This is a genomic window from Nocardioides ganghwensis (assembly GCF_014779655.1).
Taxonomy (GTDB): Bacteria; Actinomycetota; Actinomycetes; order Propionibacteriales; family Nocardioidaceae; genus Nocardioides; species Nocardioides ganghwensis.
In genome coordinates, this window is sequence record NZ_JACXYX010000001.1 from 379,562 (window position 1) to 404,413 (window position 24,852).

At 72.4% G+C, this 24,852-nt stretch carries 26 protein-coding genes; 9 read left to right on the plus strand and 17 right to left on the minus strand.

What is annotated here, in order from left to right; all coding sequences use genetic code 11:
- Positions 1-5: 5 nt before the first annotated feature.
- Positions 6-845 (plus strand): alpha/beta fold hydrolase, encoded by an 840-nt coding sequence (locus IEZ24_RS01775; protein WP_224744657.1) that lies wholly within the window; start codon positions 6-8, stop codon positions 843-845.
- Here the strand turns inward: IEZ24_RS01775 and glpX are convergent.
- The 5 genes from glpX to IEZ24_RS01800 are packed head-to-tail and all read right to left on the minus strand — an operon-like array spanning position 810 to position 4,704.
- Complete coding sequence (gene glpX / locus IEZ24_RS01780; protein ID WP_129455985.1) at positions 810-1,823, minus strand: class II fructose-bisphosphatase; 1,014 nt, start codon at positions 1,821-1,823, stop codon at positions 810-812. The two genes, IEZ24_RS01775 and glpX, sit on opposite strands and share 36 nt — an antisense overlap.
- 1 nt (position 1,824) lies before the next feature.
- Positions 1,825-2,778 carry a sulfate/molybdate ABC transporter ATP-binding protein gene (locus IEZ24_RS01785; RefSeq protein ID WP_129455986.1) on the minus strand — a complete coding sequence of 318 codons (954 nt, stop codon included), beginning with the start codon at positions 2,776-2,778 and terminating at the stop codon, positions 1,825-1,827.
- A complete protein-coding gene (gene modB / locus IEZ24_RS01790) occupies positions 2,775-3,557 on the minus strand; it encodes a molybdate ABC transporter permease subunit (protein ID WP_129455987.1) in 783 nt (260 codons plus the stop codon). The genes IEZ24_RS01785 and modB overlap by 4 nt, the downstream gene beginning before the upstream one ends.
- Positions 3,554-4,300 carry a molybdate ABC transporter substrate-binding protein gene (gene modA, locus IEZ24_RS01795; RefSeq protein WP_207206867.1) on the minus strand — a complete coding sequence of 249 codons (747 nt, stop codon included), beginning with the start codon at positions 4,298-4,300 and terminating at the stop codon, positions 3,554-3,556. The genes modB and modA overlap by 4 nt, the downstream gene beginning before the upstream one ends.
- Positions 4,297-4,704, minus strand: coding sequence for a TOBE domain-containing protein (locus IEZ24_RS01800; protein ID WP_207206868.1), 408 nt, complete (start codon positions 4,702-4,704; stop codon positions 4,297-4,299). The genes modA and IEZ24_RS01800 overlap by 4 nt, the downstream gene beginning before the upstream one ends.
- 109 nt (positions 4,705-4,813) lie before the next feature.
- Here IEZ24_RS01800 and IEZ24_RS01805 point away from each other — a divergent pair, with 109 nt between their 5' ends.
- Positions 4,814-5,356, plus strand: coding sequence for a DUF4245 domain-containing protein (locus tag IEZ24_RS01805; protein WP_207206869.1), 543 nt, complete (start codon positions 4,814-4,816; stop codon positions 5,354-5,356).
- Here IEZ24_RS01805 and IEZ24_RS01810 read toward each other — a convergent pair.
- Together IEZ24_RS01810 and xseA are read right to left on the minus strand one after the other, a co-directional pair.
- A complete protein-coding gene (locus IEZ24_RS01810; protein WP_129455990.1) occupies positions 5,353-5,565 on the minus strand; it encodes an exodeoxyribonuclease VII small subunit in 213 nt (70 codons plus the stop codon). The two genes, IEZ24_RS01805 and IEZ24_RS01810, sit on opposite strands and share 4 nt — an antisense overlap.
- Positions 5,558-6,811: an exodeoxyribonuclease VII large subunit gene (gene xseA / locus IEZ24_RS01815; protein ID WP_242498548.1), complete on the minus strand. Its 1,254-nt coding sequence runs from the start codon at positions 6,809-6,811 to the stop codon at positions 5,558-5,560. Before xseA ends, IEZ24_RS01810 begins: the two co-directional genes overlap by 8 nt.
- A gap of 70 nt (positions 6,812-6,881) precedes the next feature.
- Here xseA and IEZ24_RS01820 point away from each other — a divergent pair, with 70 nt between their 5' ends.
- On the plus strand, positions 6,882-7,925 hold the full coding sequence (locus IEZ24_RS01820) for a 4-hydroxy-3-methylbut-2-enyl diphosphate reductase (protein ID WP_129455992.1): 1,044 nt from the start codon (positions 6,882-6,884) through the stop codon (positions 7,923-7,925).
- 8 nt (positions 7,926-7,933) lie between these two features.
- Positions 7,934-8,557, plus strand: coding sequence for an L-threonylcarbamoyladenylate synthase (locus IEZ24_RS01825; RefSeq protein ID WP_129455993.1), 624 nt, complete (start codon positions 7,934-7,936; stop codon positions 8,555-8,557).
- A 1-nt stretch (position 8,558) separates the two neighbouring features.
- Here IEZ24_RS01825 and IEZ24_RS01830 read toward each other — a convergent pair whose 3' ends face one another.
- From IEZ24_RS01830 to IEZ24_RS01850, 5 genes are all read right to left on the minus strand, one after another.
- Entirely contained in the window at positions 8,559-9,821 is a 1,263-nt protein-coding gene (locus IEZ24_RS01830; RefSeq protein WP_129455994.1) for a hypothetical protein, read from the minus strand.
- Positions 9,818-10,366, minus strand: coding sequence for a SigE family RNA polymerase sigma factor (locus tag IEZ24_RS01835; RefSeq protein ID WP_129455995.1), 549 nt, complete (start codon positions 10,364-10,366; stop codon positions 9,818-9,820). The genes IEZ24_RS01830 and IEZ24_RS01835 overlap by 4 nt, the downstream gene beginning before the upstream one ends.
- Before the next feature lie 70 nt (positions 10,367-10,436).
- A complete protein-coding gene (locus IEZ24_RS01840; protein ID WP_129455996.1) occupies positions 10,437-10,883 on the minus strand; it encodes a DUF6542 domain-containing protein in 447 nt (148 codons plus the stop codon).
- 22 nt (positions 10,884-10,905) lie between these two features.
- Positions 10,906-12,063: a DNA recombination protein RmuC gene (locus IEZ24_RS01845; protein ID WP_129455997.1), complete on the minus strand. Its 1,158-nt coding sequence runs from the start codon at positions 12,061-12,063 to the stop codon at positions 10,906-10,908.
- A 165-nt stretch (positions 12,064-12,228) separates the two neighbouring features.
- Positions 12,229-13,215, minus strand: a complete 987-nt coding sequence (locus tag IEZ24_RS01850) for a GlxA family transcriptional regulator (RefSeq protein WP_207206870.1) — start codon at positions 13,213-13,215, stop codon at positions 12,229-12,231.
- Between the two features lie 76 nt (positions 13,216-13,291).
- Here IEZ24_RS01850 and IEZ24_RS01855 point away from each other — a divergent pair, with 76 nt between their 5' ends.
- Positions 13,292-14,593 carry an MFS transporter gene (locus tag IEZ24_RS01855; protein WP_224744741.1) on the plus strand — a complete coding sequence of 434 codons (1,302 nt, stop codon included), beginning with the start codon at positions 13,292-13,294 and terminating at the stop codon, positions 14,591-14,593.
- A 10-nt stretch (positions 14,594-14,603) separates the two neighbouring features.
- Here the strand turns inward: IEZ24_RS01855 and IEZ24_RS01860 are convergent, their stop codons facing one another.
- Together IEZ24_RS01860 and IEZ24_RS01865 are read right to left on the minus strand one after the other, a co-directional pair.
- Entirely contained in the window at positions 14,604-15,863 is a 1,260-nt protein-coding gene (locus tag IEZ24_RS01860; RefSeq protein ID WP_224744659.1) for an IS110 family RNA-guided transposase, read from the minus strand.
- A gap of 236 nt (positions 15,864-16,099) precedes the next feature.
- Positions 16,100-16,879, minus strand: a complete 780-nt coding sequence (locus IEZ24_RS01865; RefSeq protein WP_129457112.1) for an exodeoxyribonuclease III — start codon at positions 16,877-16,879, stop codon at positions 16,100-16,102.
- A 226-nt stretch (positions 16,880-17,105) separates the two neighbouring features.
- Here IEZ24_RS01865 and IEZ24_RS01870 point away from each other — a divergent pair, with 226 nt between their 5' ends.
- Positions 17,106-17,930: a M57 family metalloprotease gene (locus tag IEZ24_RS01870; protein WP_129457111.1), complete on the plus strand. Its 825-nt coding sequence runs from the start codon at positions 17,106-17,108 to the stop codon at positions 17,928-17,930.
- 105 nt (positions 17,931-18,035) lie between these two features.
- Entirely contained in the window at positions 18,036-19,853 is a 1,818-nt protein-coding gene (locus IEZ24_RS01875; protein ID WP_129457110.1) for an acyl-CoA dehydrogenase, read from the plus strand.
- On the opposite strand, the gene IEZ24_RS01880 is transcribed toward IEZ24_RS01875, so the two are convergent.
- The gene (locus tag IEZ24_RS01880) at positions 19,850-21,433 is read right to left on the minus strand and encodes a PH domain-containing protein (protein ID WP_129457109.1); all 1,584 of its coding nucleotides are present in this window, start codon (positions 21,431-21,433) and stop codon (positions 19,850-19,852) included. The two genes, IEZ24_RS01875 and IEZ24_RS01880, sit on opposite strands and share 4 nt — an antisense overlap.
- A complete protein-coding gene (locus IEZ24_RS01885; protein ID WP_129457108.1) occupies positions 21,430-21,948 on the minus strand; it encodes a PH domain-containing protein in 519 nt (172 codons plus the stop codon). The genes IEZ24_RS01880 and IEZ24_RS01885 overlap by 4 nt, the downstream gene beginning before the upstream one ends.
- 69 nt (positions 21,949-22,017) lie before the next feature.
- Here IEZ24_RS01885 and ychF point away from each other — a divergent pair, with 69 nt between their 5' ends.
- Positions 22,018-23,094: a redox-regulated ATPase YchF gene (ychF, locus tag IEZ24_RS01890; RefSeq protein ID WP_129457107.1), complete on the plus strand. Its 1,077-nt coding sequence runs from the start codon at positions 22,018-22,020 to the stop codon at positions 23,092-23,094.
- Between the two features lie 309 nt (positions 23,095-23,403).
- Entirely contained in the window at positions 23,404-24,249 is an 846-nt protein-coding gene (locus IEZ24_RS01895; protein WP_129457106.1) for an alpha/beta fold hydrolase, read from the plus strand.
- 20 nt (positions 24,250-24,269) lie between these two features.
- On the opposite strand, the gene IEZ24_RS01900 is transcribed toward IEZ24_RS01895, so the two are convergent.
- Entirely contained in the window at positions 24,270-24,845 is a 576-nt protein-coding gene (locus IEZ24_RS01900) for a GNAT family N-acetyltransferase (RefSeq protein ID WP_242498626.1), read from the minus strand.
- Between the last annotated feature and the right edge of the window lie 7 nt (positions 24,846-24,852).

Below are 24,852 nucleotides of genomic sequence, written 5' to 3' on the forward strand. Positions count from 1 at the left end.
GTTCGATGATTGTGACCCAGCGCACAGTGGCGGCATTCCTGACGCCGGAGGGCTTCTCGCAGCCTTCCGTGGCGGCCGTCCTGCGCGAGGGATCGCTGGTGACGGAGGTCGGCCGCTACGCCGCGCACGCCTTCACCTCGCGTGGCGAGCGCCGTCGTACGCCCCTGGGCTCGCGGCCCGTACGGGTGGGCGAGCCCGTACTGCTGGTGCCGGGGTTCCTCGCGGGGGACTCCTCGCTCGGCCCGATGAGCCGGTCGTTGCGCCACCAGGGTTTCCGGACCTACCGCGCCGACGTACGCGCCAACGTCGGCTGCACGCTCGGTGCGGCCGCGCAGCTCGAGGAACGGCTCGAGGAGATCGCCCAGCGGCGCGGCGCGCGGGTGCGGATCGTCGGTCACAGCCTCGGCGGGATGCTGGCCCGCGGGGTCGCCGCGCGCCGTCCAGACCTCGTCGCCGGCATCGTCACGATGGGCAGCCCGATGCTCGCTCCGGGCGCGCACCACGCGTCGCTGGCGCGCAGCGTCGACCTGCTGGTGCGGCTCAACCGCGCCGGGATGCGGCGGCTGATGGCCGAGGACTGCGTCGCCGGACGGTGCGCCCAGGAGAGCTTCGACCAGGCGCGGGCGGCGCTGCCCGACGACGTCGACTTCACCGCGATCTTCTCGCGCCGCGACGGCATCGTGGACTGGCGCGCGTGCATCGATCCGGCCGCGACCGCGGTCGAGGCGCGCTCGTCGCACGTGGGGATGGCGTTCGACCCGGCCGTCATCGCCGCCGTGTCGGCGGCGCTGCGGCCGCGCCCGGTCGCCTCAGCTGTCGAAGTCGATCGAGGACAGAGCGCGTAGCTTCGAGAGCCGGTGCTCGGCGGTGATCGAGCGCACGGTGCCGCTGCGCGAGCGCATCACGAGGGAGTGCGTCGTGACGCCCTCGCCGCGGTAGCGGACGCCGCGCATCAGCTCGCCGTCGGTGATGCCGGTGGCGACGAAGAACGCGTCGTCGCCGGTCACGAGGTCGTCGGTGCCGAGCACGACGTCGGGGTCGAGGTCGTGGCCGGCGTCGAGGGCGCGCTGGCGCTCGTCGTCGTCCTGCGGCCACAGCTGGCCCTGGATCGTGCCGCCGATGCACTTCATCGCGCAGGCGGTGATGATGCCCTCCGGCGTGCCGCCGATGCCGAGCATCAGGTCGACGCCCGTGTCCGGGCGGGCCGCCATGATCGCGCCGGCCACGTCGCCGTCGGTGATGTACTTGATGCGCGCGCCGGTCTCGCGGATGTCCTCGACGAGCTTGGCGTGACGCGGCCGGTCGAGCAGCACGACCGTCACGTCGTGCACCGAGAGTCCCTTGGCCCTGGCGACGCGGGCGATGTTCTCCTTGACCGGCAGCCGGATGTCGACGACGTCGGCGGCCTCGGGGCCGGTGGCCAGCTTGTCCATGTAGAACACCGCGCTCGGGTCGTACATCGAGCCGCGCGGTGACACCGCCAGCACCGAGATGGCGTTGCTCATGCCCTTGGCGGTCAGGGTGGTGCCGTCGATGGGGTCGACCGCGACGTCGCACTCGGCGCCCGTGCCGTCGCCGACCTCCTCGCCGTTGAACAGCATCGGGGCGTTGTCCTTCTCGCCCTCACCGATCACCACGGTGCCGCGCATCTCGACCGTGGAGATCATCACGCGCATGGCCTCCACGGCCACGCCGTCGGCGTCGTTCTTGTCGCCGCGCCCGACCCAGCGGCCGGCGGCCATGGCGGCCGCCTCGGTGACGCGCACCAGCTCGAGGGCGAGGTTGCGTTCGGGCATCGGGGCACTGGCGCTCATGTCGCGCATGTTATCGACGCGCGGCGTAGCGGCTCACCGCGGTCGCCTTGGCCGACAACCACACCTCGCGACCGGGCACCAGGCCCAGCTCGACGGCCGCGGCGGGGGTGAGGTCGGCGAGCAGGTCGGGGGAGGCGTGGACGAGCAGGCGTACGGCGTCGCCGTGCGGCGCGAGGCTCGCGATCGTCCCGCGCCACCGCAGGCGCGTCGAGCCCTCCGGCTCGTGGAGCGAGACCACCACCGAGTCGGGTGTGAACGCGATCATCTCCTCGCCGTCGGCGACGAGGTTGAGGCCGACGAGGCGCGCCACGTGGGGCGTACGGGGCTCGGCGGCCACCTCCGCCGGGCGGCCGACCTGCGCCACCGCTCCGTCGTCGAGCACGAGCACCCGGTCGGCCAGCGTGAGCGCGTCGATCGCGTCGTGCGTGACGAGCAGCGCCACGCCCGGGAAGTCGCTCAGGTGCCGGCCGAGCTCGATCCGCAGGGCCATCTGCACCGAGACGTCGAGGCCGGAGAACGGCTCGTCGAGCAGCAGGACCTCGGGCTCGGTGGCCAGCGCGCGGGCGATCGCGACCCGCTGGGCCTGGCCACCCGAGAGCTCGCGGGGGCGGCGTCCGGCGAGGTCGGCGATGCCGAAGCGCTCGAGCCAGTGGCGCGCGACGCGCTCGGCGTCCGCGCGGCTGCGGCCCCGCGCCCGCGGTCCGAACGCCACGTTGTCGAGGGCGGAGAGGTGCGGGAACAGGCTCTGGTCCTGGAAGACGTAGCCGACGCGACGCTGCGGCACGTCGAGGTCGGTCCAGTCGGCGTCGCCGACCTGCACCCGGCCCGGCTCGAGACCTGCGATCGCACGCAGCAGCGTGGACTTTCCGGCGCCGTTGGGGCCGATCACGACCAGGACCTCGCCGGCCTCGGCGGTCACGTCGGCGCGCACGCGACCGGGGAGGTCCACCTCCACGCGCATCATCGCGCCACCGCCCAACGCTCGCGCAGCAGGACGAGCACGCCCACCGACAGCACGAGCAGGATCAGGCTCAGGGTCCGCGCGACGGCGGGGTCGCTGTTGAGGGCGACGTAGATCAGGCTCGGCATGGTCTGGGTGGTGCCCGGATAGTTGCCGGCGAAGGTGATCGTCGCGCCGAACTCGCCGAGGCTGCGTGCCCAGGCCAGCGCGCTGCCGGCCAGCACGCCCGGCGCGGCGAGGGGCAGGGTGACGCGGCGGAAGGCCGTCCACCGGTCGGCGCCCAGCGTCGCCGCCACCACGTCGTACGACGCGCCGTGCGTGCGCAGTGCACCCTCGACGGCCAGGACGTAGAAGGGGAGCGAGACGAACGTGTGGGCCAGCACCACTCCCGTCATCGTGTAGGGGACCGAGAAGGGGAGGTGCTGCCCGATCAGGCCGCTGCGCCCGAGGGCGGTGACGAGGGCGACGCCGGCCACGACGGGGGGAAGGACGAGGGGGACCAGCACGAGCGCCCGCACCACGCGGCGTCCGCGGAAGTCCACCCGGGCCAGCAACCAGGCCAGCGGAGTGCCGAGCACGACGCACCCGACGACGGTCAGCAGGCTGCTCAGGGCGGTGATGCCCAGCGCCTCGCGCACGGCCTCCGAGCCGAGGTGCGCGGGCAGCGTGCGCCACGGCGTGTCGAGGACCAGCGTGACGAGCGGCACGACGAGGAGGGCCACCCCGACGACGGCGGGGACGAGGAGGACCGTGGGCGCGCGGCCGAGGCGGGGGCCCGTCACTGGCCGTCGCCGAAGATGCGCGGCGCGTCGAAGCCCGCGTCGCGGAGGACGGCCTGCCCCTCCGGGCTCCGGACCAGCTCGACGAAGTCGGACGCGAGGGCGGACCCGCCGAGAGTGGTGATCTCGTAGATCGTGGACGCAGCGCCCTGCCCGGTCTCGACGGTCTCCACGTCGTCACCCGCGGCGAGGGCGTCCGTGCGGTAGACGAGGCCGGCGTCGACCTCCCCGGCGACCACCCGGGCGAGCACCGCCTTGACGTCCACCTCCTCGGTGACCGGCTCGGCCTGGCTGGCGCGGACGTCGAGCACCGTCTCGGCCAGGGCTCCGCAGGGAGCACTGGTGACGCACCTCGCCCAGTCGACACCGGGCGACGCGAGGCTGCCGAGTCCGGTGACGTCCGCCGGGTTGCCCGGCGGCGTGACGATGACGAGCTCGTTGAGGGCGAACGCCTCGGGCTCCAGCGACGCGGCACCACCGTCGACGGCGACCTCCATCGCCCGGGCGTCCGCGGTGGCCAGGACGTCGCCGGGCGCGCCGTCGACGGCCTGCTCGGCGAGGGTGGTCGAGGAGCCGAGGACCACCACCACGTCGACGCCCGGGTGCTCGTCCTCGAAGGTCGTCGCGAGCTCGGTGAAGGTCCCGGTGAGGCTGGCCGCGGCGAGCACCGTGAGGGTCTGCTCGTCGTCGTCGCCACCGCAGGCGGCCAGGGGCAGCAGCAGGACGAGCGCGGCCAGGCCCCTCACCGGGGCACCTCCACCACGACGTTGGTGGACTTCACGCTGGCGATGGCGCGTACGCCGGGCTCGAGGCCGAGCTCGTCGGCGGCGTCGCTGCTCATGAGCGACACGACGCGGTACGGGCCGCAGATCATCTCGACCTGGGCCATGACGTGGTCGCGCTTGACCCGGGTGACGATCCCGCTCATCCGGTTGCGCGCGCTGACGGCGCCGGCGTGGGTGCGGTCGCGCTCGGCGACCTCGCCCGACTCGACGAGCTGCTCGGCGAGCTCGGCGAGATCGGAGCCGGTCACGGTGGCGCGCCCGTCCGTGCGCCGGGACGGCAGCCGGCCGGCGTCGACCCAGCGGCGTACGGTGTCGTCGCTGACCGCCAGGATCTCGGCGGCCTCCGCCAGTCGGTAGGTGATCACGCTGCAAGTATGCCGCACCTGCGGACGCCCGATGAGCAATCCGACCGCACGTGCGGCTGCCAGCCTGCCCGGCGTCACAGCGCTCCAGGCGGGCTGGGAGGATGGGAGCGTGAGTGGGCAGGGACAGCCGAGTCGGTACACGCGCTCCTTCGGCGGCATGACCGGCGCCCTCATCGTCACGGTCATCGCCGTGCTCGCCTTCGTGGCCTGGCGCGGGCTGTTCCGCACCGACGTCGACGACACCCCGGTGGCGGTCGACTGGCAGGAGAGCGTCGAGCTCGCCCAGCAGGCCGACCTCGAGGTCGTCCACCCGCGCGAGCTCCCTGCGGGGTGGATCGCCACGAGCGTGGACCTGTCCGCCGGCGACGACCCGCAGTGGGGGATGGGCGTGCTCACCGATGACGGCCGCTTCGTCGGCATCCGGCAGCAGGACGCCTCGGTGGATGCCCTCGTCGAGCTCTATGTCGACGAGGAGGCCGAGGCCGGCGAGGAGGCGACGGTCTCCTCGGAGATCACCGACTCCTGGCAGACGTGGAGCGACGAGGGCGGCGACCGCGGCTACTCCACCGAGATCGGCGACGAAGCGCTGCTGGTCTACGGCTCCGCGCCGGTCGAGGACATCGAGGCCTACCTGGGGCTGCTGACGCGCTAGTCCTCGGACTCGGTGCCCATCGCCTCGTCGAGGCGCTGGCGCGCGCCGTCGAGCCACTGCTGGCAGACCTTGGCCAGTGCCTCGCCGCGCTCCCAGAGCGCGAGCGACTCCTCGAGGGTGGTCCCGCCGGCCTCGAGGGTGCGCACGACCTCGATGAGCTCCTCGCGCGCCTCCTCGTAGGTCAGCTGGTCAGGGGTGGCGTCACTCATCGGGGTCCTCCTCGACCAGGGTGGCGGTCTCGACTCGATCGGTGGTGGCGTGGATCCGGCCGTCGGCGACCCGCACGGACACCGCGGCGCCGGCGGCGGCCTGCGCGACCGAGGTGACGACGTGGCCGTCGGCGTCCTGGAGCACGGCGTACCCGCGTCGCAGCGTGGCGAGCGGGGACAAGGACTGGGCGCGCGCGAGCTGGTGGCCGATGTCGTCGGCGGCACGGTCGAGGCGGTGCGAGAGCGTACGCCGGGCGCGGGCGAGCAGGTCGTCGAGCTCGTCGGACCGGACGGTGAGCAGGTTGCGCGGGTCTGCCATGGCAGGACGCGAGCGGACCTGGGCCAGCCACTCCTGCTCACGGGCGACCCGCTGGGTGATCACCTGGCGCAGCCGCTCGCGTGCCCACGTGACGCCGTTGAGCTCCTCGGCCATGTCGGGCACGACGAGCTTGGCGGCGTCGGTCGGGGTCGAGGCGCGCACGTCGGCGACGAGGTCGAGCAGGGGCTGGTCGGGCTCGTGGCCGATCGCGGACACGACGGGCGTACGCATGGCGTGCACCGCACGGATCAACGCCTCGTCGGAGAATGGCAGCAGGTCCTCGATGGAGCCGCCACCGCGGGCAACGACGACGACGTCGACGTCGACGTGGCGCTCGAGCCGGTCGAGCGCCTCCATCACCTCCGCCGCCGACCGGGTGCCCTGCATCGCGGCGTAGGCGACCTCGAACTGCACCGCGGGCCAGCGTCGGCGCGCGTTCTCCAGGACGTCGCGCTCGGCGGCGCTGTTGGGCGCGGTGACCAGGCCGACCCGCCCGGGCAGGAACGGCAGGTCGCGCTTGAGCTCGGCGGCGAAGAGGCCCTCGGCGGCCAGCAGCTGGCGGCGGCGCTCGAGGCGGGCGAGGAGCTCGCCGAGGCCGACCATGCGGATCTCGCGGGCGGCGAGGGAGAACGAGCCGCGGTTGGCGTAGAAGCTCGGCCGGGCGTGGACGACCACGCTCGCGCCCTCGACGAGGGGTGGGTTCATCGAGTCGACGAGGGAGCGGGGGCAGGTGAGGGTGACCGAGATGTCGGCGACGGTGTCGCGCAGCGTCATGAAGACCGTCTGCATGCCGGGGCGGCGGTTGACCTGCGCGATCTGGCCCTCGACCCACACGGCGCCGAGCTTGTCGATCCACTGCGAGACGGCATTGGCGACGGCCCGCACCGGGGCCGGCGACTCGACCGTGGCGTCGCGGAGTGAGGGCACGCCGCGAGGATAGGCGAGGGGTCGGACACGGCGCCGCAGGCGGGCTGGCGCGGCCCGTAGACTCGGGCCCATGACCCTTCGACACGACGCCGCTGGCGCGTCGTCTGCTCAGGACGGCGCCACCGACCTCGGCCTTCCGCCCGTCCTCGACCCGGAGACCGCGAAGAACGTGCTGCTCGCGGCCCCCCGCGGCTACTGCGCCGGCGTGGACCGGGCCGTCATCACCGTCGAGAAGGCGCTCGACCTCTACGGCGCGCCCGTCTACGTGCGCAAGCAGATCGTGCACAACAAGCACGTGGTGGCCAACCTCGAGTCGCGCGGGGCGATCTTCGTCGAGGAGCTCGACGAGGTCCCCGAGGGGCAGACCGTGGTGTTCTCGGCGCACGGCGTCTCGCCCGCGGTCCACGCGCAGGCCGCCGAGCGCAGCCTCAAGACCATCGACGCGACCTGCCCGCTGGTGACCAAGGTCCACCACGAGGCACGGCGCTTCGCCTCCGACGACTACGACATCCTGCTGATCGGCCACGAGGGGCACGAGGAGGTCGAGGGCACCGCAGGCGAGGCGCCCGAGCACATCCAGCTGGTGCAGAGCCCCGACGACGTGGCCGGCATCGTCGTGCGCGACCCGGCCAAGGTCGCCTGGCTCTCGCAGACCACGCTGAGCGTCGACGAGACCCTCGAGACGGTGGCCGCGATCCGCGAGAAGTTCCCGCTGCTGCTCGACCCGCCCAGCGACGACATCTGCTACGCCACCCAGAACCGCCAGCTCGCGATCAAGGAGATCTCGGCCGCCGCCGACCTGGTGATCGTGGTCGGCTCGCGCAACTCCTCCAACTCCGTACGCCTGGTGGAGGTCGCCCTCGAGGCGGGCGCCAAGGCCTCCTACCTCGTCGACGACCACACCGAGATCGACGAGGCCTGGCTCGACGGCGTCGAGACCGTGTCGGTGACCTCGGGCGCCTCGGTGCCCGAGGACCTCGTCGAGGGCGTCCTCGCCTTCCTCTCCGAGCGCGGCTACCCCGACGCCCGCGCGGTCCACTCGGCGGAGGAGTCGCTGATCTTCGCGCTGCCGCCCGAGCTCCGCCGCGACCTGCGGGCCGCGCAGAAGGCCTGAGAACGGTCATGGCGCGCTACCTCGACATCCACCCCGACAACCCGCAGCCGCGGCTCGTCACCCAGGTCGTCGAGGCGCTCCGCGACGACGCGCTGATCGCCTATCCCACCGACTCCGGCTACGCCCTCGGCGCCCGGCTGGGCAACCGCGACGGCCGCGACCGGATCCTGCGGATCCGCGAGCTCGACGACCGCCACCACTTCACGCTGATGTGCAAGGACTTCTCCCAGCTCGGGCAGTTCGTCCACGTCGACAACCACGCGTTCCGGGCGATCAAGGCCGCGACGCCCGGCCCCTACACGTTCATCCTGCCGGCGACGGGCGAGGTGCCGAAGCGCCTGATGCACCCCAAGAAGCGCACGGTCGGCGTCCGGATCCCCGACCACGCACTGGTGTGCGCCCTGCTCGAGGAGCTCGGCGAGCCCATCCTCACCAGCACCCTGATCCTCCCCGGCGAGACCGAGGCGCGGACCATGGGCTGGGAGATCAAGGAGGACCTCGACCACGTCGTCGACGTGGTCGTCGAGTCCGGCGAGGTGACGGCCGAGCCGACGTCGGTGATCGACTGGTCCGAGGCGGAGCCCGTCGTCGTACGCCGCGGGGCGGGCGACGTGTCGCGCTTCGAGGAGTGACTCACTCGAGCCGGGCCACGTTCCAGACCACGTCGTAGGCGTCCTGGCTGTCGTCGGGACCCGGCGTGTTCCACAGCAGCAGGCCCGCCGCGAGCGCGACCTGGGCATCGTGCATGCCCTCCCCGACGCGGGCGAGCGTGAGCTGGTCGAGGTCCAGCACGTAGGTCGAGGTGTGCCCGGGGTGCTCCGCGCCGTCGTCGGTCACCCCTGAGAGGACGACGTGCGAGGCGTCGGCGGCGACCGCTGCCGCGTCGGCGATCTCGACGACCCGCCCGCCGTGCCGCTCGTGGACGACCGTCGTCCGGCCCGGGACGTCCGACCCGCTCTCGCAGAAGTACGTCACCACCGGACGGTCTCCGGCCCACAGCACGGTGGGAGCCACCTCGGGGAACGCGGTCGGCTCGTCACACCCGTCGGGCCGACGGTCGGAGAGCTCGGTCTCTCCCGCCGGCGTGGAGACGACCACCCGACCGTCCCACGTCGCGCGGAGCTCGGCGTCGTCGGTCCATGCCACGGCGACGCCCCTCAGCCCGGGCTCGACGCGCGCCTGACCGCCCTCTTCGAGCGACGCCGACCACCAGTGCAGCGGAGCGGACTCGCCCTCCATGGTGCTGCCGACGTACACGCGGTCCTCGGGGCCCATCCGGATGACGGGAGGCAGGTGCACCTCCCACGACCCGCTGACGTGCACGACGCTGCGCTGCCAGGTCCGGGTGCCGCGGTCGAAGAGGAGCAGGGTCCGCCCCTGGTGCATCCACTCGGCCAGGACGAGCCGGTCCTCGGTGAGCTCGACCACGGTGACCTCCGGAGGGCGTCCGGGCAGGGGCGGCAGCCAGTCCGTCGCACCGGTGGCCGGCTCGACCAGGCCGATCTCCGCGTGGCCGCGGTCGTTGGTGTAGCGGGCGCGGAGGACGAGTCCGTCGGTCGTGATCCCCTCGTAGCGGTCGTACTCCAGCGACGCCGGACCGCTGTCGCGCCAGGTGGTGCGGGTGGTCGTCAGCGGGTCGATCCGCAGCGGCAGGGCCCGGTCGACGTCGACGCGGTCGATCTCGGCGGGCGCCGGGTCCGGGGCGGGTCGTTCGGGGCCCGACAGGACCGTGGCGACCGCGAGCGCGGCTGCTGCCAGCGACCCGAGGCCCACGGCCGCGCCGACCCGTCGCCGGGTGCGACGTACGCCTGCCCGGACGACGGCCCGCGGGTCGACGTCGTACGGCGGGGCGTCCGCGACTGCCTCGCGCAGCGCGGCACGCAGCTCGGTGCTCACGGCAGCACCTCCTGGGCCTGGGCGGGGACGTCCGGGGCGGGGGTGCGCAGCTCGCCGCCGTGCCGGGCGTACGCCGCGCGCAGCGCCTCGAGCCCACGAGCGGTCTGGCTCTTCACGGTGCCCGGGCGGCAGCCCAGCGTGCCGGCGACGGTCTCGACGCTCAGGTCCTCGTAGTAGCGGAGCACCACGCAGGCCCGCTGCCGCGCGGGAAGCTCCGCGAGGGCGGTCAGCAGCAGGGCCCGGTCGACGACCTGGGCGGTGGCGTCCTCGACCGTCGCGTCGACGAGCTCGAGTGTCGGCTGCTCGGAGGAGGAACGCTTCCGCACCTGGTCGATCGCGACGTTCATCGTGGCGCGGCGCGCGTAGGCGTACCGGCCCGGCCCCCGGTCGAGACGGGGCCAGGCGACGTAGACGCGGATCAGTGCCTCCTGCGTGATGTCGGCGGCCCGGTCCCAGTCGCCGCACATGAGGTAGGCCGTCCGCCGCAGACCCGGTGCGGATGCGCGGGCGAAGGTGGCGAACTCGTCGTCGTCGGTCCTGGCCATGTCACCTCCCGCGCCTCTCATAGTGAGATACGCGGTGGGGGTACGAACAGGTTGCAGGCGTCTGCGCCCGTCAGCCGGCGGACTGCCCGAGCTCGCGCTCGAGCTCGCCGACCATCCCGGCCTCGCCCTCTCGGTGCAGGCGCCAGGCGAGCCAGCCGAGGCAGAGCGCGTAGCCGACGAACAGGGCGACGCCGTGGGTGGCGACCCCCGACACCACGGCCTGGAGCAGGCTGTCGCGCGGGTCGGCCACCGTGGACCGGTCGACGAGGGCGACGAAGCAGAAGACGGTCGTCATCAGCAGCGGCGGGAGGAGGGCGACCATGTAGAAGTCCCGCCGGCGCACGAGCGCGGCGAGCCCCAGGCACATCACCACGAAGCAGAGGTCGAAGAACAGCGTCAGGCGGCCGACCAGCAGCACGTCGACGCTGACGGCCGTGAGCGTGACGGCGACGCCGAGCGACACCACCTGACGGCCGGGCTCGCGCCCGACCTCCCAGAACGCCTCGGCGTGTCTCACGGCCCTCAACCTAGGGCGGCTCTCAGGCGCCCCGGGCGCGGCGCGCCGCAGGGGAGGACTGCTCACGCTCGAGCAGGTCGTCGAGCGTCGGCTCGCCGGGGCCGCCCGGGACGTCGTCGAGGACTGCCAGCTCGGGCGACGCGAGCGAGCGCGCGACGGCCTCGACCTGGCGGGGCTCCTCGAGCGCGTCGTTGGTCACGCCGAGCTCGGCGAAGCGTCGCGCGGACACGAGCACCCGTCCCTCGAGGGAGCCCATCGCCTGGTTCCACGCCACGACGCTCGCGTTGAGCGAGCGACCGACGCGGTCGAGGTGGCCGGCCATCGAGCCCAGGCGGGCGTGCAGCTCCTGCCCGAGGCGCTGCACGGCCTGGGCCTGCTCGTTGAGCACCTCGTGCTGCCAGCCCTGGGCGACCGTGCGCAGCAGCGCGATCAGCGTGGAGGGGGTGGCGAGCACGACGTTGCGTGCGGCGGCCTGCTCGACGAGGTCGGGCACCGCCTGCAGGGCGGCCTGGAGGATCGCCTCGCCGGGCAGGAAGAGCACGACGAACTCGGGCGTGCCGGCGAGCGCCTCCCAGTAGCGGCGGGAGCCGAGGTCGGCGACGTGCTTGCGGACGTGCTCGCCGAGCCGGGCCAGCGCCTGGTCGTGCTCGGTGGTGTCGTCGGACCCGGTGAGGTCGAGGAAGGCAGCCAGCGGCGCCTTGGCGTCGACGGCGATCGTCCGCCCGCCGGCCAGCGACACCACCAGGTCGGGGCGCAGGCGGCCGTCGTCGAGGCGGGTCTGCTCGGCGAAGTCGCAGTGGTCGACGAGCCCGGCGAGCTCGACGGTGCGCCGCAGGTGGAGCTCGCCCCACTGGCCGCGCACCTGGGGCTTGCGCAGGGCGGTCGCCAGGGTCGTGGTCTCGCGGCGCAGGCTCTCGGTGGAGTGGCGCATGTCGGCGACCTGCTGGTTGAGCTGGGCCTGCCACGCCGTGCGGTCGTGGGCGAGGTCGCTCAGCTGGTCCTGGAGCCGGTCGAGGCCGTCCTGCACCACGGCGTGCTCGGCGACGCGCCGCTGGAGCTCGGCGATGGCGGGGTCGTCGGCGGGACGGCTGCGCGACCACAGCACGCCGATGAGGGCTCCCAGCGTCAGGCCGACGGCGAGGACCAGCGCCAGGGTGAGCAGCAGGGGGAAGGTGTCCATGGCTCCAGCATGGATCCACCCACCGACAGTCGGTGCGACGTCGGGTGGCGACCGCCGGGGTAGTCCAGTGAGTTTTGGTCGTCCCAGGCCGCGAATCGCAGCCAGTTCTCACTGGACTACCCCACGACGACAGCCATTCCTCACTGGACTACCCCGGGGTGGCGGTCAGGCGCCGACGGTGCCCCGGAACGTCCGCCGGTAGGCCGAGGGCGAGACGCCCACGCTCGCGCGCAGGTGCTGGCGGAGCGAGGCCGCCGTACCCATCCCGGCCCGCACCGCGACCTGGTCGACCGTCAGGTCGGTGGCCTCGAGCAGGTGCTGAGCGTGGCGGATCCGCTGCTGGGTGACCCAGGCGCCGGGGGACTGGCCGGTCTCCTCGCGGAATCGGCGGGTGAAGGTGCGCACGCTCATCGACGCCCGTGCGGCGAGGGTGGCCACGTCGAGGGGGTGGTGCAGGTGGGCCTGCGCCCAGGCGCGTACGTCCCCGGTGGCCTCGTCCGGTCGGCGCGGCACGTGCCGCTCGATGAACTGCGCCTGCCCGCCGTCGCGCCAGGGCGGCACGACCATGTGGCGGGCGACGGCGTTGGCGACCGCGGTGCCGTGGTCGCTGCGGACCAGGTGCAGGCACAGGTCGATGCCGGCGCTCAGCCCGGCCGAGGTCAGCACCCGCCCGTCGTCGGTGAACAGGACGTCCTCGTCGACGGCGACGGCCGGGTGCAGGCGGCGGAAGTCGTCGGCGTACTTCCAGTGGGTGGTGGCACGGTGGCCGTCGAGGATGCCGGCGGCGGCGAGCACGAACGCGCCCGTGCAGATCGACACCCAGCGCACGTCCGGAGGCGCCGAGGCGAGAGCGGCGCGCAGGTCGTCGGGGAGGGTGCCGTCGCGTCGGGGCCCGGCGACCTGCGTGCCCGGGACGATGACGGTCTGGGCGGTGGCGAGGGCCTCGATGCCCGCCGAGGGTGCGATGGCGTACCCCCTCGTCGCCTCAACCGGCCCGCCGTCGAGCGACACGACCGCCACGTCGTAGAGCGGGCGGCCCTCGGGGTCGTACGCCTCGCCGAGCACCTGCGGCGGGATGGTGAGGTCGTAGCCGATGACCGGCGGGATCGCGAGCACGACCACCCGGTGCGGAGCGTGCGGAGCCGATGCCATGGCCGGATCCTTCCACATGTTGGCATTCGTGCCACTCGTGAGCGTACGTCGGCGGCGGGAGACTCGTCCCGTGACGATGACGACGCCACCCGCGCCCGCGCCCTCCGGACGCACCGCCGAGCCCCGCCTCCACTGGGCCTGGGTGGTCGCGTCGGTCGCCTTCGTCACGCTCGTCGGCGCCGCGGCGTTCCGCTCGGTGCCCGGCGTCCTCATCGAGCCCCTGCACGACGAGTTCGGCTGGTCGCACGGGCTCATCGGGTCCGCGGTCTCGCTGAACCTCATGCTCTTCGGCCTGATGTCGCCGTTCGCCGCCGCCCTGATGGACCGCTTCGGGGTCCGCCCGGTCGTCACGTTCGCGCTCGTCATGGTCTCGGTCGGGAGCGGCCTGACGGTCTTCATGACCGAGCCGTGGCAGCTGATCCTGTCCTGGGGCCTGCTGGTCGGACTCGGCACGGGCTCGATGTCGATGGCCTTCGTCGCCACGATCACCAGCCGTTGGTTCGTCGCCCGCCGCGGCCTGGTCAGCGGCATCCTCACCGCCGGCAACGCGACCGGCCAGCTGATCTTCCTGCCCGTCGTCGCGTGGCTCGCGACGCACCACGGCTGGCGTACGGCCGCCCTGCTCGCCTCGCTCGCCGCGCTGGCCGTCCTGCCGCTCGTGCTGCTGTTCCTCCGCAACCACCCCGCCGACCTCGGCCTACGGGCCTTCGGCGCGACGGACGCGGATCCCGGGCCGCCCCCGCACCAGCACGTCGGGTCGAGCGCCGGCCGCGCGCTCTCGGTGCTGCGCGACGCCGCCCGTAGCCGTACGTTCTGGCTGCTCGCCGGCGGGTTCGCGATCTGCGGCATGACGACCAACGGCCTCATCGCCACCCACTTCGTCCCGGCTGCGCACGACCACGGCATGCCCGCCACGACGGCCGCCTCGCTGCTCGCCGTCGTCGGGATCTTCGACGTCGTCGGCACCATCGCCTCGGGCTGGCTCACCGACAAGGTCGACCCGCGGCTGCTGCTGGTCGGCTACTACGCCCTGCGCGGCGTGGGGCTGATGGCGCTGCCGGCGCTGATGTCGCCGCACGTGGAGCCGAGCATGTGGGTGTTCATCATCGTCTACGGCCTCGACTGGGTCGCGACCGTTCCACCCACGGTCGCGCTGTGCCGGGAGTGGTTCGGAGCAGCCGCCGGTCCCATCGTGTTCGGCTGGGTCTTCGCCAGCCACCAGGTCGGGGCCGCGATCGCCGCCACGGGTGCCGGCGTGGTCCGCGACGTCACCGGTGGCTACGACCCGGCCTTCTACGCCGCGGCCGGGCTGTGCGCGGTCGCCGCGGTGATGTCGTACGCGATCCGCAGGACGCCGCAGCCGGTCACGGTCGGCTGAGAGCCCTATGTCAAGCAGCCTCCTGCTGGAGGGTGCCGAGCCGGCCGTGTAGGTCGGGGTTGTAGGGCACTTGGTCGTGCCAGCAGCGCCACAGGATCCTGGTCCAGCCTTGGGCCAGGATTCGTGCTGCGTGGGGGTGGCGACATCCGCGGTGGCGTGCGCGGTCGTAGGTGTCGCGTGCCCAGGCGTTGGCGCGTGGGGTGTCTTGGGCCCAGTCGACGAGCGCGGCACGTAGTTGTTTGTTGCAGCCGCGGCGGTAGGCGACGTTGCGATGCTTGCCGGATTGTCTGGTGGATGGTGCGACGCCGGCTGCGGCGGCCAGGGACGCGGCGTCGGGGAACCGGGCGCGGCAGTCTCCGATCTCGGCCAGGAGTGTGGCGGCGCGGACGGTGCCGGCGCGGGGCAGGGACTGGAAGATCGGGCCGTCGGGGTGGGCCAGGAGTGCTTCCTTGATCCGTGCCTCGAGGTCGGCCTGCTGTGTGCGCAAGGTGGTGAGGAGGTCGACGAGGGTCAGCACGATGAGCTCGCTGGCCTCGGCGGCCGGTCCGGTGATGCGTCCGGTGGCGGCGCCGCGGAGGTGTGTGATGAGCCGGGCCGGGGTGTGGCGTCCGCAGTAGTGGTTGGCCTGGAGCCAGTGGCCCATGCGCAGCTCGCCACGCCCAGCAGTCAGCCACGCGGCCTTGGCTTCGGTGGGGAACCTTCGCAGGAACGCCAGGCTGATCGGGATGTCGAGCTGGCTGAACAGACCGATCGCGCCGGGGAAGTTGTGCTGAAGCACCGCCAGCAGCTGGTTGTGCACCGCGATCCGGTGCCCGATCAGGTCGTGGCGGGCACGGACCAGCATCCGTAGCGCGATCGTCTCTTGGGTGTCGGGCTGCACGACCGCCCAACGACCGGCGTCGGTGCGCAGCGCGTCGGCCAGGACGAACGCGTCGAACCGGTCGTCCTTGTTGCCTGCTGAGCCGTAGCGGGCGCGCAGGGACTTCACCTGCCGTGCGCTGATGATGAAGACCTGGAATCCGTCACGGATCAGGTGCTCAACCACAGGACCATCGCCGCGTTCGATCCCGACCCGGTCCACGCCATGGCGGCGCAGTAAGGCGGTGATCTTCGCCATGCCAGGTCGCGTGTGCGACACGGTCGCTTCCTCGATGCGTTGTCCGTCGTTGTCGACGATGCACAGCGCGTGGTGCTGCCAGGACCAGTCGATCCCCGCAAAAGTGGGCGTAGCCTTCATTTCGGGTGCTCCTTCCGTCAGCCCACGGATCAAGCACTCCGGTCCGGGACGTGACTGTCGGTCGCTCACTGAGGCGCTCCGGCAGCCCGCGAGGGCCACGTGGCGCAAAGCCCTATGGCCGATCTGCACGTCCCGGGCCACCAGGCCCTGCAACTCTCAGCCAGGTCATCCCATGAAGGGCGACTCGGTCAGCCTGGCAGTGACCTGGCGGACCCGGGGTGCAGACAAGAGGCCTACTCCTGTCTGCACCTAACGTCCACCAGTGAGGATCAGTCGAGGTCGACGACCACCGGCGCGTGGTCGGACGGCGCGCCGGCGAACCCCGCCGGGTCGCGCTCCTCGCGGTCGACGAACGCGCCGCTCACCCGCGACGCGAGCGCGGGTGAGGCGAGGACGAAGTCGATCTTGAGCCCCCGGTCGCGCTCGAAGCGCTGGCGGTAGTAGTCCCAGTAGGTGTAGCCCGCGTCGTGTGCGCGGGTCACCTCGGCGTACCCGTCGTCGAGGAACCCCTGGAACGCCGCCCGCTCCGGCGGCGTGACGTGGGTCGACTTCGCGAACTGCGTGACGTCGAAGACGTCGTCGTCGGTGGGGCAGATGTTCCAGTCGCCGACGAGCGCGGTCTCGCCGTCCAGCCAGCCCCTGGCGGTCGCGCGCAGCCGGGCGAGCCAGTCGAGCTTGTAGACGTAGTGGGGGTCGTCGGGCTTGCGGCCGTTGGGGACGTAGAGCGACCAGATCCGTACGCCGCCGCAGGTCGCGCCGATCGCGCGCGCCTCCGCGGCGGCGGGGTCGCCGTACGGCTGCATGTCGGCGAAGCCGACCTCGACGTCCTCCAGCCCGACGCGGGAGAGCAGCGCGACCCCGTTCCACTGGTTGAGCCCGGCGACGGCGATCTCGTAGCCCAGCGCCTGCAGGCCCATCAGCGGCAGCTGGTCCTCGCGGGCCTTGGTCTCCTGCAGCGCCAGCACGTCGACGTCGTGCCGCTGCACGAACGCCTCGACGCGGTCGATGCGGGAGCGGAGCGAGTTGACGTTCCAGGTCGCGATGCGCACGTGCCCACCCTAAGGAGGGGACCTCGAGCCGTACGTCGTGGGGCGGAGAAGTCTGTGTGCCGCAAACCCTTTACAGATCGTGGGCCGATGGGGGAAGTTCATCGGCACGCACCTGTCTCGGGAACTCGTGCCAACCTGCAGGACCCTCGTCGGACCGTGTCCGACACGTGCTCGACTCTCCGAGATGGCGTGTGCCGCAACCCCCCATCGAGAGAGAAGAACCAGCATGAAGCGCAGTCGACTCGGGGCGATCGCCCTCTCCAGCGCAGCACTCCTCGGCGCCGCCCTGGCCTCACCGGCACTGGCGACCACGGACTCGGAGATCCCGACGTTCCAGCAGTTCCACGCAGACACCTTCAAGGACAGCGACCAGCAGTACATCGTCAACGGTGACGAGCCCGTCTCCACCACCGGCGAGCTCCGTGACTACTACGACCGGATGATCCACGGCTCCGAGGAGGCGATGGAGGAGGGCATGACCGCCAACCTCGTCGTCAACACGGTCGGCGGGGTCGACGACAAGTGGTCGACCAGCCAGGTCGGCAACCTCACCTACTGCGTCAGCACGAAGTTCGGCTCGCGCTACGCCGACGTCGTCAACGCCATGGCCGCCGGCGCACAGCTCTGGGAGGACGCGTCGTCGGCGATCGACTACGTCCACGTTCCCTCGCAGGACTCGGCGTGCAACACCCGCAACAAGTCGGTCGTGTTCTCCGTCGAGCCGGTCGCGACCACCCAGTACATCGCCCGCGCGTTCTTCCCGAGCTCGCCCAAGCGCTCGCGCAACGTCCTCGTGGACGACTCCATCTGGACCGCCGGCTCGTGGACCCCGGCCAACATCATGGGTCACGAGCTCGGCCACACGCTGGGCTTCCGCCACGAGCACACCCGCCCCGAGGCCGGCACCTGCTTCGAGGACAACAACTGGCGCCCGCTGACGCCGTACGACTCGGCGTCGATCATGCACTACCCCCAGTGCAACGGCACGTCGAGCAACCTGAGCATGACCGCCACCGACCGCCAGGGAGCGGCCGCCCTCTACGGCTCCTGATCCCACCCGGACCACCTGCCTGACAGCTGACCCGGACGCCCCTTCCGTCCCGAGCGGAGGGGGCGTTCGTCATGTCCTGTCGGCACCGCCCGGTAGCGTCGGCGCGTGTCCACACCGACCTCCGGCCCCACCTCCACGATCCTCTCCGCGCGCGACCTGGAGTTCCTGCTCTTCGAGTGGCTCGACGTCGAGTCGCTGGGTGAGCGCCCGCGCTTCGCCGAGCACGACCGGGAGTCCTACGAGGCCCTGCTGGCGCTGTGCGCGCAGCTCGCCGCGGACCACTTCGCTCCCCACTACCGCAAGAGCGACGCCGAGGAGCCGGTGTTCGACGGGGAGCGCGTACGCCTCATCCCCGAGGTCGCTCCGGCGCTCGAGGCGCTGGCGCGGGCCGACCTGCTCGCGCTCACGCTCGACGAGGAGCACGGCGGACACCAGGTCCCGCACGTCGTCGCGTCGGCCTGCATGGCGTGGTTCACCGCCGCCAACATCGGCACCGCCGCCTACTCGTTCCTCACGATGGCCAATGCGAGCCTGCTCCTCGAGCACGGCACCCCCGAGCAGATCGAGCGCTTCGCGGGACCCATGCTGGAGGGTCGGTTCTTCGGGACGATGACCCTCTCCGAGCCGCATGCCGGCTCCAGCCTCGGCGACGTCCTCACCCGCGCCGTGCCGGCCGACGACGGCACCTACCGCATCTTCGGCAGCAAGATGTGGATCTCCGGCGGCGACCACGAGATGGGCGACAACATCGTCCACCTCGTGCTGGCCAAGCTGCCCGACGCCCCGGCCGGCACGCGCGGCATCTCCCTCTTCGTGGTGCCCAAGCACCTCGTGGCGGACGACGGCTCGATCGGCGAGCGCAACGACGTCGCGCTTGCGGGCATCAACCACAAGCTCGGCAGCCGCGGGACCGTCAACACCGCGCCCGTCTTCGGCGGCGGCGCCTTCACGCCCGGCGGGGCCCCGGGCGCCGTCGGCTACCTCGTCGGCGAGCCCAACAAGGGCCTGTCCTACATGTTCCACATGATGAACGCCGCCCGGCTCGGGGTCGGCATGTCGGCGACGACGACGGCCTACACCGCCTACCTCAAGTCGCTCGAGTACGCCCGCTCCCGCCCGCAGGGCCGTCGGCTGACAGCGGCCGACCCGTCCGCGCCGCAGGTGCCGATCATCGAGCACGCCGACGTGCGCCGGATGCTGCTGGCCCAGAAGTCCTACGTCGAGGGTGCCCTCGCGCTCAACCTGTGGTGCTCGCGCCTGCTCGACGTGCAGGCGAGCGCGCTCGACGACGAGGAGCGGACGGAGGCCGGCCTCCTGCTCGACCTCCTGACCCCGATCGCGAAGTCCTGGCCCTCGCAGTGGGGCCAGGAGAGCAACAGCCTCGCCATCCAGGTGCTCGGCGGAGCCGGCTACACCCGCGACTACGACGTCGAGGCGCACTGGCGCGACCAGCGGCTCAACCCGATCCACGAGGGCACCCACGGCATCCAGGCGCTCGACCTCCTCGGCCGCAAGGTCCTCGGCGGCGGCGGTGCCTCGCTGGCCGCCCTGGCCGGGCGGGTGGAGCAGACCGTGGCGCGTGCGCGCGACCTCGGTGGCGAGCCCGCTGAGCACGCCGAGGCGCTCAGGGCGATGCTCGACCGGCTGGGCGAGGTCACCCTCGCGCTCGCCGGGTTCGGCGACCCCGAGCGCACGATGGCCAACGCCACCGTCTACCTCGAGGCCGCCGGCCACGTCGTGGTCGCGTGGATGTGGCTCGAGCAGGTCGTCGCGGTGGGGGACAAGGAGGGCGACTTCTACGACGGCAAGCGGGCGGCCGCCCGCTACTTCTTCCGCTGGGAGCTGCCCAAGGTGGCACCCATGCTCGACCTGCTCGCCTCGGGCGACACCACCACGCTGGACATGCGCGACGCCTGGTTCTAGGTCGGGTGCGGGGCCGGCTGCGGCTGGTCCGACCCGCGGGCGACGAAGTCGCCCAGCAGGCCCGGCGTCGCGGCGTCGGCCAGCGCCACCGCGACCTCGAGGCGTACGTCGCGCACCACCACGCGCTCGGTTCCGGCCGCCGTCGTCGCGGTCAGGTCGGCGAGGCCGATGCGGCGCTGCCACCACGACTGGCTCACGACCCAGCCGATGATGCCGTCGGTCTCGAGGACCGTACGCACGCGCGCCAGCGCGCCGCTGCCGGCGACGAGGTGGTCGTCGGCGAGGGCATGACCGAGGTGGCGGTAGGACGCCTCGCCGACCACGGCGGCCAGGGCGAGGAACGCCGCTCCGAGCGCCGCCAGCCACCACCAGGTGAGGTCGAACCACCACCAGCCGACGGCCAGCAGCACGATGACGTCGAGCGCGTTGCGCAGCTGGCGGAACCATGCGCGGCGGCGGGCCCGTGGACCGTGCTCGACGAGCGGGTCGGTGAGCGGGCCGGGGTGCTCGAGCACCGCCTCGCCGACCCCGACCGCCACGGTGCGCGGACAGGGCGGCAGCACCTGGGTGACGCCGTCCTCGACGCCGGTGGCCAGCGTCGACAGCTCCGCGCCGCCGACCAGCCGCATCAGCACGGGCTCGGTCATCTCGACGCCGCGTACCTTGGCCTCCTCGACCGTGATCGAGCGGGTGGTGAGCAGTCCCGAGGTCAGGTGCAGCGAGCCGTGCTCGCGCACGAGCCGGAAACCCCACCACTGCAGGACGTAGCCGGCGACCGAGACCACCAGCCACAGGCCCAGCCCGGCGACGGCGAGCACGACCACGATCGCGACGACGGCGAACTGGGTGAGCCACTCCCAGGCGGACGTGGCGGTGTCCTCGTTCCAGATGGGCAGCTCGTCGGCGACCTGCGACAGCACGCCGAGGCCGCCGACGAGCAGCACCAGGCGGCCCAGGCTGAAGGGAGCGAAGCGCAGCCAGGACCAGTCGATCGTCGCCAGCGGCACGGCGGGAGCGGGGGGCACCGTGGCCGGTGCGGCCTGCGCGGGCCCTGGGACGTGCCCCGGCCAGACCCCCTGCCCGAGATCATGGTCGGACTCGCGGGCGGGCATCGGCGGTGGCGGCTCCGCGGCGATCCGCCGTCCCAGCAGTGACGTACGCAATGCGTGGGCGTCGGCCGCGGCGAGCGCGTCGAGCGTGATCCGGTCGTCGTCGACGCCGGTGCCGACCTGGACCTTCTGCAGGCCGAGGACCCGGTGCAGCACCGATGCCTCGAGGTCGACGCTGCGGACCCGGTCGAGCGGTGCTGTCGACGTGGTCTTGTTGAGGATGCCGCTGCGCACCTGGATCTGGGTGTCGGTGAGGCGGTAGTGGGTGGTGAGCCACGGGAGGGCACCGAAGACGAGGGGAGCGATGACGAGCAGGGGGAAGACCAAGGGCCAGAAGCGCATGTCGCTCTGGCTGATGCCGATCAGCGCGACCACGACGGGCACGACCGCCTGGCCGACGGCCTTCACCGGGTCGAGCAGGAGCTTGCGCGGGCTGAGCCGGACCCAGCCGTTGCCGGGGGACGGGATCACGTCGCGTCGCCCTCCGTCGCCGCGGTGATCGCAGTCAGCCGCGCGACCACGTGCGCCGCGGTGTCGGCGTCGAGGCAGTCCACGGTGATGGGGCCCGCGGCGGAGGCGGTGGTGACGGTGATCGAGGCGAGGCCGAAGAGGCGCATGAGGGCGCCCTGTCGCGAGTCGACGGTCTGCACGCGGCTGATCGGCGCGATCCGGGTCTCGCGGCCGATCCACCCCTCGCGGGTGTGGACGGCGGTGTCGGTGACCTCCCACCGGTGCACCCGGTAGCGGATGCGGGGCATCAGCACCACGTGCGCGACCGCGGCCACCGCCAGGAGCAGGACGAGCAGCCCGACCCAGCCCGGTGCTCCCGGGATCACCAGCCAGGCGACGAGGGCGCCGATCACCAGGACTACGTCGCCGATCAGGGCCGACACCGTCCAGAACCCGATCGCCTGCGGCGAGACCCGGTTGGCCGGTGCTCGCAGCACCGGCTCCCGCACGATCGGCCCAGCCCCCACGTCACTCATGGTCCGAGTCTTGCAGGTGCCACGTCAGGTTTCGCCGGGCCACCACCCGCAGCCGTAGACTCCCCGCCCGTGGCTCTCACCATCGGCATCGTCGGTCTCCCCAACGCGGGCAAGTCGACGCTCTTCAACGCCCTGACCAAGAACGACGTGCTCGCGGCGAACTACCCGTTCGCGACGATCGAGCCCAACGTGGGCGTCGTGGGCGTCCCCGACGAGCGGCTGCCGCAGCTCGCGGCGGTCTTCGAGTCCGCCAAGGTCCTGCCGGCCACGGTCGAGTTCGTCGACATCGCCGGCATCGTGCGCGGCGCCTCGCAGGGCGAGGGCCTCGGCAACAAGTTCCTCGCGCACATCCGCGAGTCCGCGGCGATCTGCCAGGTCACGCGCGTCTTCCGCGACGAGGACGTCACTCACGTCGACGGCGAGGTCAACCCCGCCAACGACATCTCGACGATCCAGACCGAGCTCATCTTCGCCGACCTCGAGACCGTCGAGAAGGCGATCGCCCGCCTGGAGAAGGAGTCGCGCAAGGTCAAGGACCTCGTCGCGAACCTCGAGGCCGCGAAGGCGGCCAAGGAGGCGCTGGAGTCCGGCACCCCCATCATCGACACGAACATCGACCGCTCCCTGCTGCGCGAGCTGTCGCTGCTGACGGCCAAGCCGTTCATCTACGTCTTCAACTGCGACGCCGACGAGCTCGCCGACGAGGCGCTCAAGGACAGGATGCGCGAGATCGTCGCGCCCGCCGAGGCGATCTTCCTCGACGCCAAGTTCGAGGCCGACCTCGCCGAGATGGACGACGACGAGATGGCGCACGAGATGCTCGCCGAGATGGGCATCACCGAGTCCGGCCTCGACCAGCTCGCTCGCGTCGGCTTCGACACGCTCGGCCTCCAGACCTACCTGACCGCCGGCCCCAAGGAGACGCGGGCCTGGACGATCAGGAAGGGCGCCACCGCCCCCGAGGCCGCCGGTGTCATCCACACCGACTTCCAGAAGGGCTTCATCAAGGCCGAGGTCGTCTCCTTCGAGGACCTCATGTCCGCCGGCACCATGCTCAAGGCCAAGGAGGCCGGCAAGGTGCGCATGGAGGGCAAGGACTACGTCATGGCCGACGGCGACGTGGTGGAGTTCCGCTTCAACGTGTGAGCGCGCCCCGCGCGGGTGGCGCACGGCACGTCGAACAGGACAAACCGCCCCCGCCTTCGTACGCCTGCACCACCGGCCGGGCGGGCACTTCCTCCTGTTCGACCGGCCGGCGTGTCGGACGACCAGAAAGTCTGACGCCGCAGTCGGTCCGGGCGTGCCTGCGCTGGATGGGGGCGGGTTGTGGTCGTTCGGCGCGCCGCAGGTCGTACGGCGTCCTCCTCGCGTGATCTTCGACCCAGAGCGGCCGCAGCGGCCACGGACAGGGCTACCGTGGGGTAACCACACACGCTCCGACCCTCGCGAGGAACGATGATTCCCCTGGCTCCGCAGACGGTCGTGCTCCACGGCCACCAGCTGTCGTACGTCGACAGCGGCTCAGGGCCTGTCGTCCTGTTCATCCACGGCATCCTCGGCTCGCAGCGGCAGTGGTCCCACCTCGTCGACGAGGTCGACGACGACCACCGGGTGGTGGTGCCCGACCTGTTCGGCCACGGCGACTCGGCGAAGCCGACCGGCGACTACTCGCTCGGCTCGCACGCCGCGACCCTGCGCGACCTGCTCGACCACCTCGGCGTCGACCGGGTCACCCTCGTCGGCCACTCGCTCGGCGGCGGCATCGCGATGCAGTTCTACTACCTCTTCCCCGACCGGGTGGACCGCCTCGTCCTCGTCTCGAGCGGCGGTCTCGGGCGCGAGGTCAACCTGGTGCTGCGCTCGGCCACCCTCCCCGGCGCCGAGCAGGTGCTCGGGGTGATCGCCTCCGCCCCCGTCCTGGAGAAGGCGGAGGCGCTGGGGCGGGGTGCCCGGAAGGTCGGCTGGAAGCCCGGGGCCGACCTCGGTGCCATCTGGCGCGGCTTCACCTCGCTCGGCGACCGCGAGAGCCGAAAGGCGTTCCTGGCCACCACCCGGGCGGTCATCGACTTCGGCGGCCAGAGCATCAGCGCCCACGACCACCTCAGCGGCGTGGCGCCGCCTCCGACGCTGATCGTCTGGGGCTCGAAGGACCGGATGATCCCGGCCTGGCACGCGTTGAGCGCCCAGCGGGCGCTGCCCGAGTGCCGGGTCGAGCTCTTCGAGGGCGCCGGTCACTTCCCGCACCTCGACGACCCCGACCGCTTCGCCCGCGTCCTCCGGGAGTTCATGGCGGAGGCCTGACGCGCCGTACGGCCTCCGGGTCAGGTCGCGCCGTCCCGTTCGCGCCACTCGTCCTCGAGCATCGCGAGGACGAGCTGGGTGGCCCACCGGTCCTTGAAGTGCACACCGTCGACGAGGCGCGCCTCCTGCCGGAAGCCGAGCCGCCCGAGCAGGCGTACGGAGGCGTCGTTGCCGTCGATCACGACGGCGCTGATCCGGTGGAAGCCGAGCCCGTCGAAGCCGAGCCGCAGCATCGCGCGGGCGGCCTCTGCGGCGTACCCCCGTCCCTGGTGCGACCGGGCGAACGCGAAACCGATCTCGCCCTGCCGGTGGGAGGCCCACTTGAGGAGCACCTCCCCGATGACCGTCCCGGTCTCGCGGACCTCGACGGCGAGCACCAGCCACTGCCCGTGAGCGACGAGCCCGGTCTGCGTGAGCTTGACCCGGAGCGCCTCCTCGGTGGCGGCGCGGTCACGTACCGGCCAGGGGACGAACCGGACGACGTCGGCGTCGCCGTGGAAGACGGCGAGGTCGTCGAGGTCGTCCATCCGGTGCGGCCGCAGGACCAGCCGCTCGGTCTCGATCGGGAGCTGCACGTCCAGGCCGGCGTCGGTCACGCGAGGG